The following is a 12,379-nucleotide window of genomic DNA, read 5'->3' as shown; positions in this document are numbered from 1 at the left end:
CCAGCCTTCTGCCAGTCCCGGACAGTACGATCCATGGGGCAGGAGTGACGTCCTGCCGGTTGCCACCAGCACAGGAGGAAGCGCCGTGGGAGTCTTCGACAAGCTCGAACGCCGACTCGAGCGCGCCGTCAAGCAGCCCTTCGCGCGGATCTTCAAGGCCGAGGTCCAGCCGGTCGAGATCGCCTCGGCGATGCGCAGGTCCATGGACGACCGCGCCGCGGTCCTCGGACCTGGCCGCACCATGGTCCCCAACGTCTTCACCATCGAGCTCGCCGAGACCGACTACGAGCGGCTCTCCTCCTACGACCGCGCCCTGACCGACGAGCTGATCGCCGCGGCCGAGGACCACGCCGATGCCCAGCGCTACGTCTCACCTGGTCCCTACGAGGTGCGCCTCGTCTCCGGCGACGACCTGGAGACCGGCATCTTCCGGATCCGGCCCGCCAGCAAGGACGGGCGGCGCGGCAGCGCGCCCGAGCCACGGCGGCGGCCCACGCCCAGGCCGGAGCGGGACCGGTCGGCCGACCAGGGTGAGGACCGCGAGAGTCAGGACCACGTGGACGCCGGGGCTGCATACCGCCGCCCCACCCAGACTGCCCAGGCCCCCGTGCAGCCCCGCCGGCCGGCATCGAGCGGGCACGCGCCGGTCACCCTGGAGGTGGATGGGCTACGAATCCCCCTCACCGGGGCCGTGTCCACGATCGGCCGGGACGAGAGCTGCACCGTCGTCGTCGACGACGCGGGCGCATCCCGGCGGCACGCCGAGATTCGCATCACCCACGACGGGCCGCACCTGCAGGTCCTCCTGCGCGACCTCGGCTCCACCAACGGCACCTATCTCAACGGCGAGCAGGTCGGCACCGAGGAGCTGCGCCGCGGTGACCGCATCACCCTGGGCCGCACGCACCTGACCGTCGACCTGGAGGCTTGATGGGGGAGCTGACCCTGAACCTGCTGCGCCTCGGCATCGTGGTCCTGCTCTGGGCCTTCGTCTTCTCCGTCGTGGGCGCGCTGCGCGGTGACCTCTACGGCACCAGGGTCCTGTCCCGCAACGCCGGCCCCGCCCGGTCGCGCGAGTCCCGTGCCGAGACCCGGCAGCGCCGCAAATCCCCGACCCACCTGGTGGTGACCGAGGGCCGGCTGCGCGGCACCTCGGTGCCCCTGCACGAGGCTGGCGTGCTCATCGGCCGCAACCCCGAGTGCGCCCTGGTCCTCACCGACGACTACGCCTCCGGGCGCCACCTGCGCATCTACCCGGGAGCCGACGCCTGGTATGCCGACGACCTGGGGTCCACCAACGGCACCGTGGTGGACGGCGAGGAGATCGGCACCGGGGCCCGTCTCGATCCCGGCGCGCAGATCCGGATCGGCCAGACCGTCCTCGAGCTGCGCCGCTGACCATGCCCGTCGCCCTCCGCTACGCCGCCCGCAGCAATGTGGGACTGGGCAGCAAGTCCCGCAACGAGGACTCGGCCTACGCCGGGCCCGAGCTGCTAGTGCTCTGCGACGGGATGGGCGGGCACGCGGCCGGTGACGTCGCCTCCTCCCTGGTGGTCGGCGAGCTGGTCCACCTCGACGGTGAGGCGCACGGCGCCGACGACTCCCTGGACATCCTGGAGCGGGCCATCGAGGAGGCCAACAGCCGCCTCGCCGACGTGATGGAGGTCTACCCGGACTCCGACGGGATGGGGACCACCTGCATCGCGATGATCCGCGCCGGCACCAAGTTGGCGGTGGCCAACATCGGCGACTCCCGGGCCTACCTGCTGCGCGGCGGACGGCTGACCCAGATCACCAAGGACCACTCCTTCGTCCAGCAGCTGCTCGACGAGGAGCGCATCAACGAGGACGAGGCGCTGCACCACCCGCAGCGCTCCCTGGTGACCCGCGTGCTGACCGGCCGGCCCGAGGACCAGCCCGACCTGTCCCTGCGCGAGCTGCACCGCGGCGACCGGCTGATGATCTGCAGCGACGGCCTGACCGACTACGTCTCCCGGGACACCGTCGCCGAGATCCTCGGCGAGACCGGCCGGACGCCCGGGGAGGTCGCGGAGAGCCTGATCCAGACCGCACTGCGCGCCTCCACCCGCGACAACGTCACCGTCATCGTGGCCGACGCCGTCCCGCCGGGCGACGGCACCACCAAGCCGCAGGTGGTCGGCGCGGCCAGCGAGCGCCGCGGCGTGCAGCGGGTCTCTGCCCTCACCCCGGCGGAGAAGGCGGCCCAGCTCAGCCGGGAGGCCAGCGGTGTCCCCGCCGCCGTCGACCCGCCGGTGCTGGCCGAGGAGCAGACCAGTCGGTTGGCCCGTGTCCTGCGCGGCTCACTGGTGGCGCTGTCCCTCGTCGCGGTCCTCGCGATGGCGCTCTGGGGCGGGTGGACCTGGAGCCAGCGGCAGTTCTACGTGGGCGATCAGGACGGCCAGGTGGCCATCTTCCGCGGGCTGTCCCAGGACCTGGGCCCCATCCCGCTGTCCACGGTCGAGGAGGAGTCCGACGTCCCCGTCGAGGCCCTGCCCGCCTATTACCGTGACCAGGTCCGCCGCACCCTGTCCGCAGACGACCGCGCCGGGGCCGACCGCATCGTGGCCGACCTGCGCGACCTGGTCACCAGTCCTGAGCCGACCCGTCCAGCGCGCGGGTCCGGCGCGCAGAACTGCACGCCCCTAGTGCTCCTCCCGGACGGGAGCACCGCCACCGCGATCCCCGCCGACGCCGAGGCCGTCACGGTGGCCAGCGTCGAGGAGGGCCGCGAAGAGCTGGCCGCCGGGCCGCTCACCGCGGCCCTGCTGGAGCGCCTCGGCCTGGGCGCCGGGAGCCTGGGCGGTGCGGCCGGCGCGCCCGAACCCACCGGTGCCTCCACCAGCGCGCCCCGGCCCTCCACCGTCGCCGTCGTCTGGCCGGAGGACTGCCCGTGAGCGCCTTCCCCACCCCCTCGACCATCACCCAGATGCAAGTGCGCAGCGGCCGCACCATCGAGCTGCTGCTGCTGCTCCTGGCGGTCGGGATCGTCGCCCTGGCCTACGCCAACGTCAACCTGGCCGCCGTCGACCGCCTGCCCGAAGACGCCTGGTGGCACGTCGCCGGCTTCGGCGGACTCGCCCTGGTCCTGCACCTCGTCCTGCGCTGGCGGGCCCGGTATGCCGACCCGCTGATGCTGCCCATCGCCACCCTGCTCAACGGGCTGGGGTTGGTGATGATCCACCGCATCGACCTGGTCAGTGCCCCCGGCGGGACCACCAACGTCGCCGACCGGCAGCTGCTCTGGACCGGCCTGTCCGTCGTGATCGCCGCCGTCGTGCTCATCCTCGTCCGTGACCACCGGGTCCTGCGTCGCTACACCTATATCGCGATGGCCGCCGCCTTCGTCCTGCTCCTGCTGCCGATGGTCCCGGGGCTCGGGGTGGAGGAGTACGGCGCCCGGTTGTGGATCCGGCTCGGGCCGTTCAGCTTCCAGCCCGGTGAGGTGGCCAAGATCGGCCTGGCCATCTTCTTCGCCGGCTACCTGGTAAGCACCCGCGACGCGCTCTCCCTCGTGGGTCGCCGGATCCTGGGCCTGCAGCTGCCCCGCGGACGGGACCTGGGCCCCATCCTGGTGGCCTGGCTGCTGTCGATGCTGATCCTCGTCCTGCAGCGTGACCTGGGGGCCTCGCTGCTCTACTTCGGCCTCTTCGTGGCGATGCTCTACGTGGCGACCGAACGCACCAGCTGGATCGTTATCGGCCTGTCCCTCTTCGTCGGCGGTGCGCTGCTGGCCTGGCAGCTGTTCACCCACGTCCAGAGCCGGGTGATGCTCTGGCTGGACCCGTTCGCCGCCGGCCAGTCCGACCAGGTCGCCAAGGGGTTGATGGGCCTGGCCCACGGCGGCATCTTCGGCACCGGGCTGGGCGAGGGTTATCCCTACCTGACCTACTTCGCCAACAGCGACTACATCATCGGCAGCTTCGGGGAGGAGCTCGGCCTGGTCGGGCTGTTCGCCATCCTCCTGCTCTACGCCCTGCTCGCGGAGCGAGGGCTGCGCACCGCGATCGGCGCGCGGGAGGGCTTCGGCAAACTGCTGGCCGTGGGGCTGTCCTTCACCCTGGCCCTGCAGATCTTCGTCATCGTCGGCGGCATCACCAGGGTCATCCCGCTCACCGGCCTCACCACACCCTTCCTGTCCGCGGGCGGCTCCTCCCTGCTGGCCAACTGGATCATCGTCGCGCTGCTGCTCCGGATCAGCGACCACGCCCGTCGCCCCGTCTCCGAGCGCCGCCAGAACGAGAGCCGCCAGAACGAGAGCCGGCAGAACGAGAGCCGGCAGGCCCGCACGGCCGAGCAAGAGGTGCCGCAGTGAACACCCCCATCCGCCGGCTGGCCGTGGTGATCTTCGCGATGTTCACGGCCCTGCTCATGGCCAGCACCTGGATCCAGTTCGTGCAGGCCGACGACCTGCGCGAGCGGGCGGACAACCGGCGCACGCTGATGGACACCTACAGCCGGGACCGCGGAGCGATCCTCGTCAACGGCACCGCTGTGGCCCGGTCCGAGCCCACCAACGACGAGCTGCGCTGGCTGCGGGTCTACGACACCCCCAGCCGCTATGCCCACATCACCGGTTATTACTCCTTCATCTATGGCGCCGGGGCCGGGCTTGAGCGCACCACCAACAGCCTGCTCGCCGGCACCGACGACAGCCTCTTCTACCAGCGCCTGGCCGACGTCATCACCGGCCGGCCGGCCACCGGCACGAACCTGGAGCTGACCATCGACCCAGCCGTGCAGCAGGCCGCGGTGGACGCCCTGGGCGACCGGCGCGGGGCAGCGGTCGCGCTCGACCCCAGCACCGGGGCGATCCTGGCCATGGTGAGCAGACCGGCCTACGACCCCAATGCGCTGTCCAGTCACAACCTGGCGGCCGTAGAGCAGGCCTACGCGGAGCTGGCCGACGACCCCGAGCGGCCGTTGATCAACCGCGCCATCGGTGGCGATCTCTACCCGCCCGGGTCGGTCTTCAAGCTGGTGACCGCGGCCGCCGCGCTGGAGAGCGAAGACTACGAGCCGGACACCGAGCTCGTCGGTCCGCTCACCTACACGCTGCCGGGCACCAGCACCGAACTGCCCAACTTCCAGGGGGCCGCCTGCGACCCGGAGGGCCGGCCCACCCTGGCGGTCTCCATCCAGGTCTCGTGCAACACCTCTTTCGCCTGGCTGGCCGGGGAGCTGGGCGCCGACGCCCTGCGCGAGCAGGCCGAGGATTTCGGCTTCGGGCAGACGCTGGAGACGCCGCTGCCGGTGACCCCGTCCTCCTACCCTGCCGAGCTCGACGAGCCCCAGCTGGCCCTGACCGGCATCGGTCAGCACGACGTGCGCGTCACTCCCCTGCAGGTGGCGATGATGGCAGCCGGCATCGCCAATGACGGGGTGGTGATGACGCCATACCTGATCGAGACGCTCCGGGGGGCCGACCTGGAGGTGGTCGACCAGACCAGCCCCCGCACCCTGTCCCGGGCCGTCTCGCAGTCCACGGCGCAGGAGCTGACGGAGATGATGACGATGGTCGTGCAGCGCGGCTCGGGCCAGCTGGCCCAGGTCCCGGGCGTGGAGGTGGCCGGCAAGACGGGCACTGCCGAGTTCGGCTCGCAGGGCGGAGCACACGCCTGGTTCACCGGCTTCGCACCCGCGGACGACCCGCAGATCGCGGTCGCCGTGATCGTCGAGTCGGCGAGCGACAACTGGGTCGGTGAGACCGGAGGAGTGGTGGCCGCGCCGGTGGCGCGGGCCATGCTGCAGGCAGGAGTGGACCGATGAGCGACGACCCCACCGAGGCCGCACCCCAGCCGCCGCAGCAGGACCCCCGCCTGCTTGGCGGGCGTTACGAGCTGGGTGCGCTCATCGGCCGCGGCGGGATGGCCGACGTCCACCTCGGTCACGACCTGCGGCTGGGCCGGACCGTCGCGATCAAGATCCTGCGCACCGACCTGGCCCGGGACTCCTCGTTCCTGTCCCGCTTCCGGCGCGAGGCACAGGCCGCCGCCGGCTTGTCCCACCCCAGCATCGTGGCCGTCTTCGACTCCGGGGAGGAGATCGTCGAGGAGTCCGGTGGGGCGGAGCTCCACGTGCCTTACATCGTCATGGAGTACATCGAGGGCAAGACCCTGCGCGAGGTGCTCAACGAGCAGGAAAGCCTGGGTCCCGAGGAGGCGTCCCGGATCACCGCGACCGTGCTGTCCGCCATGCAGTACGCCCACGAGCGCGGGCTGGTACATCGCGACATCAAGCCCGCCAACGTCATGGTGACCGAGGCCGGCGGGGTCAAGGTGATGGACTTCGGCATCGCCCGAGCCCTGGCCGACACCGCCGCCACGATGACCCAGACCCAGGCCGTGATGGGCACAGCCCGATACCTGTCCCCCGAGCAGGCCCAGGGTCTGGACGTCGACGGCCGCTCCGACCTTTACTCCGTGGGCTGCCTGCTCTACGAGCTGCTGGCGGGCCGCACGCCCTTCCAGGGCGACCCGGTCTCGCTCGTCTACCAGCACCTCGGGGAGACCCCGAAGGTGCCCAGCACTCACCGGCCGATCCCCGAGGAGCTCGACGCGATCACCGTCCACGCCCTGGAGAAGCGGCCCGAGGACCGCTATCAGGACGCCGACGACTTCCGGGCCGACCTCAACGCCTTCCGGGCCGGGGAACCGCTCTCCGACGCGGCGACGGCCTCGCTGCAGTCGGTGCTGGCGGCGAGGGCCGGCGGCGCGGTCGCGGGCGGTGCCGGAGCGGGCGCCGTCGCGCACGCCACCCAGCCGGTCGCCCGGTCCCAGTCCCAGGGCGACCACTCGGGGTATGCCAGCCCGGTGGCCGGGCTCGGGGTGGGCAGGGCCTCCTACGACGACGACCGCTACGAGCGCACCGACGAGCTTCCCGTGCGGGAGCGCCGCCATCCCGGGGCGGTGCTGCTCCTCGGCGCGATGTCGCTGCTGGCCGTGGCCGGCCTGGCGTGGGTGCTTTACCTCGTGCTGGGTCCCGGCGCGGACGACGGTCCGCCGATGGTGGCGGTGCCCTCCACTGTGGGCAGCACCGAAGCCGCCGCGCGCACCCAGCTCGTGGGATTGGGCTTCGTGGTCCCCGAGTCACGGTTCCAGGAGGACGAGCAGCCGTCGGGCACGGTCATCGACCAGATGCCGTTGACCGGTGAGGCGCCAGAAGGCGCGGAGATCCGCCTGGTGGTCTCCTCGGGGCCGGCGGCGCTAGCCATCCCGCGCGTGCAGGGCATGGAGGAGGGGGCGGCCCGCGCCCAGCTCGAACGGGCCGGTTTCACCAACGTTCGGGAAGGGGTCGAGCAGGAGAACGACCCGGACTGGGCCAGGGGGGAGGTCATCGACACCACCCCGGCCGCCGGCAACGAGATCGCGCGCGATGACGAGATCGTCCTCACCGTCTCCTCCGGCCAGGTCGAGGTGCCCGACGTGGTGGGCGAGACCCGGGACGACGCGGTGCTGGCACTGTTCCAGCAGAGCCTGAGACCTGAGATCGAGGAGGAGCCGACCGCCGACGTCGAGCCCGGCACCGTGCTGCGGCAGTCGGCCGAGGCCGGGGCGATCGTGGACCAGGGCAGCCCGGTGACCCTGACCGTGGCGATCGAGCCGCCGACAGCGCCAACGACGATCCGGGAGACGATCACCGCCACCCCGACGCCCACCCCCCCGGAGCCGACCAGCCCGCCTGAGCCCACGGAGCCGACGAGCCCACCTGAGCCCACCGAACCGACCAGCCCACCCGAGCCCACCGAACCGACCAGCCCACCCGAGCCCACCGAACCGACCAGCCCACCCGAGCCCACGGAGCCATCCAGCCCGCCCGACCCCACGGGTCCAGGCGCCGTGCCGCCGGGCCAGGGTGGCGTCCCGCCGGGCCAGGGCGGGAGCCCGCCAGGGCAGGGCGACCCACCCGGACGTGGTGACGACCCGCCCGGACGGGGTAACCCCCCTCGTCCCTGAGCCTTCGCTCTGTTGCCTCAGTCGCCGTCGGTGCGGACGATGTTCGCGTGCTGGGGTCGGACACTGCCGACGAAGGCCGGCAGCTCGGTCTCGCCCAGGTCCGCGACCTCATAGCCGAGTCCCACGGCGGCAGACCAGTCCCGGTAGGTCTGCACCACGGGGTCGGCCTCCAGCGCGGCATGCAGGGCCTCGGGGTCGCCGATCGCGGTGACCGTGTAGGGCGGGGAGTAGACACGGCCCTGCAGATAGAGGGTGTTGCCGACGCACTGCACGGCGCTGGTGGCGATGATGCGTTGGTCCTGGACCATGATCGCCTCGGCGCCGCCGGCCCACAGGGCGTTGATCACCCCCTGCAGGTCCTGCTGGTGGACCACGACGTCGTCGACGGAGTAGCCCTCGGGCAGAGTGTCCCGGGTGTAGCCCGCGTCGTCCAGGGTCACCGCGGTGGCTGGGCCGCTCACGGCGGACAGTCCGACGACGGGGGCCAAGGTGTCCGCGGTGTTGACGATCTGGCCGGTCTGGCTGCTGGCGCGGGCATCGCGCAGCGCGTGCACCTCCTTGCCCAGGGTCTCCGCCTGCTGGGTGAGGCTGCGCACCTGGCGGTCCCTGGCCGTGATCAGCTGGGGCAGATCGCTCGGGGTCCCGGTGGGGTCCTCCCGCGCGAGGGAGGCGCTGGTCCCGAAGAGGAGACCCGCCAGGAGGCAGAGCACGGTGACCCCGATCCGGCCCCCCGAGCGGCCAGGAGGACCGCTCGGCCCGGGCTGCGGGTCGGCTCTTGGCTTGGCGGTGTCCATCGCCACCACCCTAGCCGCGTATCCTGACCTGCAAGCTCAACGCCGACGACCCGCCGAAGGAGAACGCCGTGCCCAAGTCCCGCGGCCGAGACGGAGCCCGGCAGCGCGCCGGAGCAGCCACCGACACCGGTCCCCAGACGCAGTCTCTGCCCAGCAACCCTTCGTGGTTCGTGCCCATCATGTGCGGGCTGATGATCCTCGGCGTGCTGTGGGTGGCGACCTTCTACATCACCGCGGGCAACTGGCCCGTCGGCGACTGGGGCTACTGGAACCTCGGCATCGGCATGGGCCTGATCATGGCTGGCTTCGTCATGGCCACCCGCTGGCGCTAGGCCTGTCCACAGACGACCCGGTCATCCACAGGTCATCCACAACCTGGGGATAACTACACCGGTGTAACTCGGCTCAGACGAGCGTGAAGGCCCCCGGGCCCATGACGGCCAGGATCCGCCACACCGAAAGCGCGACGAGCAGCACGGCGACGCCGGCGAGCGCGGGCCAGATCAGCCGCCGTCGGCGCTGGGCCTGCTCCGAGCGTCCCGGCGCCGAGGTCAGGGTCAGCAACCCGCCGATGGCCGCGCCGGTGATGGCACCCCCGACGTGGGCCTGCCAGGCGATGCCGCCGACGAAAAAGGGCAGGGCCAGGTTGATCCCGATCATCAGCAGCAGCGTGCCCGGGACCGAGCCCGCCCGCAGCGCCATCACGACATACAGGAAGAGCAGGCCGAAGATCGCGCCGGACGCACCGACGACCGGGACGAACCAGCCTGGGTTGGGAGTGGCCAGCAGCAGCACGCCCACCGATCCGCCGATGGCGCAGAGCAGGTAGGTGGCGAGGAACTTCGCCCGACCCATCGCCTGCTCCAGGGTCGGCCCGAAGGCGAACAGGATGTACATGTTGAACAGGATGTGCAGCAGGCTGCTCGGGGAGTGCACGAATGCCGAGGTCAGGAAGCGCCAGGGCTCGCTGCCGCCCAAGAAACCCCGGAAGGCCAGGGTGCTGGTGACGGCCGGGTTGGCCAGCTGGCCGATGTAGACCGCGATGCACAGACCCAGCAGCGTCCAGGTGACCAAGGGGCGGTCGTCAACGCGCACCGGCGCCCCGAACCGGGTCTGCGGCGTGGGGATAGTGCGGCTGCCCTCCCGGACACAGTCCACACACTGCACTCCCACGGCAGCGGGCCGCTGGCAGTCCGGACAGGTGGGTCGGCCACAGCGCTGACAGCTGATGTAACTGACGACGCCGGGGTGACGTGGACAGACGGGGACGGCAGACGGGCCGTCCGGCTGGTCGCCGGGCGGCCCGTGGGTGGGGCTGCTCACCGGATGCTCGGCGGGGAGGTCACTCGCCGACGGAGACGCGCTCGACGACGACCGGCTCCACCGGCTTGTCGTTGGCGCCAGTCGGGACCGCGGCGATGGCGTCGACGACATCGCGGGAGCCCTGGTCGGCCACCTCACCGAAGATCGTGTGCTTGCCCTGCAGCCAACTGGTCGCCTCGACGGTGATGAAGAACTGCGAGCCGTTGGTGCCCTTGCCCATGCGCTTGCCGGCGTTGGCCATGGCGAGCATGTAGGGCTGGTTGAAGTTGTGGTCGGGGCTGATCTCATCGTCGAAGGTGTAACCGGGACCGCCGAAGCCCTCACCCAGGGGGCAACCACCCTGGATCATGAAACCCGGAATGATCCGGTGGAAGATCAGCCCGTCGTAGAACGGCTGTGGGGAGGTGCGCCCCGCCTCGTCCTGGTACTCCTTCTCACCCTTGGCCAGACCCACGAAGTTCTCGACCGTCTTGGGTGCGGCGTGGGGGAAGAGGACCAGGTTGATGTCGCCGTGGTTGGTGTGCAACGTGACGTTCATGCGCCCCAGTCTCGCACGCGGTGACCAAGGGTCCAGCCCGAGCGGTGTGCTGCCGGGGTATGCCGGGGTATGCCGGGGTATGCCGGGGTATGCCGGGGCGAGGTATGGGGCGGCGAGGGGTCAGGGTCGGGGGTCAGGTGGAGTTGACGGCGCTGACAAGGCAGGATGGGGATCAGACCCACGACGAGGAGGCTCCCCGTGTTCTTCAAGACCGATGCCGAGCGTGCAGCCAAGCAGGCCGCCCAGGCCAGACATGACGCAGGGGAGGCAGGCGCCAGCGTCGCCACCGGCGCGCGCAATCTCAGTGCGGCGGCCTTGGCCTCGCTCGCCGAGGTCACTGCGCCGCAGGACGACAAGAAGGGTCGCAAGCACGCGCGCAAGACCAAGGCCAAGGCGATGAAGCTGGCCGAGAAGAACAAGCTGGCCGCGGCGAAGGCCGCGGACAAGGCCCGCAGCCACGGTGTCAAGGCCGCCGGGCACGGGCGCAAGGAGCTCGACCGCCGCAGCGAGAAGGCGGGCGGCAAGCTGGCCGCCTACGCCGGCACCGCCGGGACCCTCGCCAGCGGCGCGAGCCACCACGCCGCCGACGCGGTGAAGGAGCGGGGCGGTTATGTGGCCGAGGCTCTCCGCGAGCAGGGTGGCCACGCGGCCGAGGTGCTGCGCGAGCGCGGCAGCGGTGTCGCGCACGCCGTCGCCGGCAAGGCCGGGCCGGCCGCCCACTCCGCCGCCCAGGGCGCGGGGCAGGCCGCCGGGGCCAGCGCGGCCCTGATCGCGGCGTTGACCGCAGCCGCCCGCGACAAGGCCGCCGAGACCCGTGCACGCGCGCTGGCCGGGCTGGACCACGGCGTCGACACCGCGGTGCCACGGGCCCAGGAGGGCGTGGCGGCCGTCGGCCCGCGCGTGGACCACCTGCGCGACGTCATCAACGAGGAGCTGCTGCCCAAGCTGCAGGCGATGCTCGGAGATGTCCAGGACGGCAAGGACAAGGCCATGTCCAAGCAGGGCGGCGGGGTCGCCAAGCGGACCGGCCCCAAGAAGCGCAAGCGCAAGGGCGGGGTGCTGATCACCCTCGGCCTGCTGGCCGCGGCAGGCGCCGGCGTCGCCTACTGGCTGGCCCAGCAGAGCAAGGCCCCAGCCACCGACCCCTGGGCCCAGCCCGTCACCGTCGACTCCGACACCGACCCGTGGGCCTCCACGGCACCCACCAGCGAGGTCCCCGGCGCCCCGGGTGCCGCGGTGACGGGGACGGGAGTGGCTGCCACGGCTCCGCTGGCGGACGCCCACCTGACCGACAGCGAGCTGGCGCAGGGCGCTGGCGGCGCCGCTGGCGACGACCCGCTGGCCGCCTCCTACCCGGCCGCGACGGACACCGGCGCGAGCACCGGCAGCACCACCTCCGCCAGCACCAGCACCTCCTCTGCCAGCACCAGCACGAGCGGCACCACCACTGACGGCCTGCCCCACATGCTGGCCACGGACGAGATCGACGAGCTGGCCCGCCCGGCTGGCACGCCGGTGGACGAGCAGGGCGAGGGCGAGTCCCCGACCGAGGAGATCGAGGCGGCGCGCGCCCAGTCCGACCAGCCCCTCACGCAGGACCGGGCCCAGGACGGCGAGGACCCCGACACCCCCCGGGCCTGACGCCCCGACCCGCACGCCGCACAGGGCGCCGTCCCCACCGGGGACGGCGCCCTTGCGCATGTGGAGCTGGCCGGCCAATCCCCGCCCCGTCAGGACTGGCACGCACCACC

At 71.9% G+C, this 12,379-nt stretch carries 11 protein-coding genes; 8 read left to right on the top strand and 3 right to left on the bottom strand.

Annotated elements, in window-relative coordinates; genetic code table 11:
* The first annotated feature begins 85 nt into the window (after positions 1-85).
* From FY030_RS00300 to pknB, 6 genes are read left to right on the top strand one after another with little or no spacing between them, the layout of a single operon-like run.
* Complete coding sequence (locus FY030_RS00300; protein WP_158059769.1) at positions 86-931, top strand: FhaA domain-containing protein; 846 nt, start codon at positions 86-88, stop codon at positions 929-931.
* On the top strand, positions 931-1,398 hold the full coding sequence (locus FY030_RS00295; protein WP_158059768.1) for an FHA domain-containing protein FhaB/FipA: 468 nt from the start codon (positions 931-933) through the stop codon (positions 1,396-1,398). The genes FY030_RS00300 and FY030_RS00295 overlap by 1 nt, the downstream gene beginning before the upstream one ends.
* A gap of 2 nt (positions 1,399-1,400) precedes the next feature.
* Positions 1,401-2,915: a PP2C family protein-serine/threonine phosphatase gene (locus FY030_RS00290; protein WP_158059767.1), complete on the top strand. Its 1,515-nt coding sequence runs from the start codon at positions 1,401-1,403 to the stop codon at positions 2,913-2,915.
* A gap of 32 nt (positions 2,916-2,947) precedes the next feature.
* Positions 2,948-4,333, top strand: a complete 1,386-nt coding sequence (locus tag FY030_RS00285; RefSeq protein WP_158062543.1) for an FtsW/RodA/SpoVE family cell cycle protein — start codon at positions 2,948-2,950, stop codon at positions 4,331-4,333.
* Positions 4,330-5,787, top strand: coding sequence for a peptidoglycan D,D-transpeptidase FtsI family protein (locus FY030_RS00280; protein ID WP_158059766.1), 1,458 nt, complete (start codon positions 4,330-4,332; stop codon positions 5,785-5,787). Before FY030_RS00285 ends, FY030_RS00280 begins: the two co-directional genes overlap by 4 nt.
* Entirely contained in the window at positions 5,784-7,973 is a 2,190-nt protein-coding gene (gene pknB / locus FY030_RS00275) for a Stk1 family PASTA domain-containing Ser/Thr kinase (RefSeq protein ID WP_158059765.1), read from the top strand. Before FY030_RS00280 ends, pknB begins: the two co-directional genes overlap by 4 nt.
* A gap of 17 nt (positions 7,974-7,990) precedes the next feature.
* Here pknB and FY030_RS00270 read toward each other — a convergent pair whose 3' ends face one another.
* Positions 7,991-8,767, bottom strand: coding sequence for a DUF881 domain-containing protein (locus FY030_RS00270; RefSeq protein WP_158059764.1), 777 nt, complete (start codon positions 8,765-8,767; stop codon positions 7,991-7,993).
* A gap of 68 nt (positions 8,768-8,835) precedes the next feature.
* Here FY030_RS00270 and FY030_RS00265 point away from each other — a divergent pair, with 68 nt between their 5' ends.
* The gene (locus tag FY030_RS00265; RefSeq protein WP_158059763.1) at positions 8,836-9,099 is read left to right on the top strand and encodes a cell division protein CrgA; all 264 of its coding nucleotides are present in this window, start codon (positions 8,836-8,838) and stop codon (positions 9,097-9,099) included.
* Positions 9,100-9,172: 73 nt separating this feature from the next.
* Here the strand turns inward: FY030_RS00265 and FY030_RS00260 are convergent, their stop codons facing one another.
* Both FY030_RS00260 and FY030_RS00255 read right to left on the bottom strand, forming a co-directional pair.
* Complete coding sequence (locus tag FY030_RS00260) at positions 9,173-9,925, bottom strand: rhomboid family intramembrane serine protease (protein WP_238348478.1); 753 nt, start codon at positions 9,923-9,925, stop codon at positions 9,173-9,175.
* Positions 9,926-10,109: 184 nt separating this feature from the next.
* Positions 10,110-10,628 (bottom strand): peptidylprolyl isomerase, encoded by a 519-nt coding sequence (locus tag FY030_RS00255; protein WP_158059761.1) that lies wholly within the window; start codon positions 10,626-10,628, stop codon positions 10,110-10,112.
* Between the two features lie 198 nt (positions 10,629-10,826).
* Between FY030_RS00255 and FY030_RS00250 the strand changes: the two genes are divergently transcribed.
* On the top strand, positions 10,827-12,269 hold the full coding sequence (locus FY030_RS00250) for a hypothetical protein (protein WP_158059760.1): 1,443 nt from the start codon (positions 10,827-10,829) through the stop codon (positions 12,267-12,269).
* Positions 12,270-12,379 lie beyond the last annotated feature (110 nt).

Source organism: Ornithinimicrobium pratense, from assembly GCF_008843165.1.
GTDB lineage: Bacteria > Actinomycetota > Actinomycetes > Actinomycetales > Dermatophilaceae > Ornithinicoccus > Ornithinicoccus pratensis.
The sequence above is the reverse complement of the archived record's forward strand: the minus strand, read 5'-3'. Positions and strand labels throughout refer to the sequence as shown.

Bases quoted from the DNA above. Each gene is read 5' to 3' on its own strand.
- FY030_RS00295 (WP_158059768.1), top strand. From the start codon at position 931: ATGGGGGAGCTGACCCTGAACCTGCTGCGCCTCGGCATCGTGGTCCTG.
- pknB (WP_158059765.1), top strand. From the start codon at position 5,784: ATGAGCGACGACCCCACCGAGGCCGCACCCCAGCCGCCGCAGCAGGAC.
- FY030_RS00285 (WP_158062543.1), top strand. From the start codon at position 2,948: ATGCAAGTGCGCAGCGGCCGCACCATCGAGCTGCTGCTGCTGCTCCTG.
- FY030_RS00270 (WP_158059764.1), bottom strand. From the start codon at position 8,767: ATGGACACCGCCAAGCCAAGAGCCGACCCGCAGCCCGGGCCGAGCGGT.
- FY030_RS00290 (WP_158059767.1), top strand. From the start codon at position 1,401: ATGCCCGTCGCCCTCCGCTACGCCGCCCGCAGCAATGTGGGACTGGGC.
- FY030_RS00255 (WP_158059761.1), bottom strand. From the start codon at position 10,628: ATGAACGTCACGTTGCACACCAACCACGGCGACATCAACCTGGTCCTC.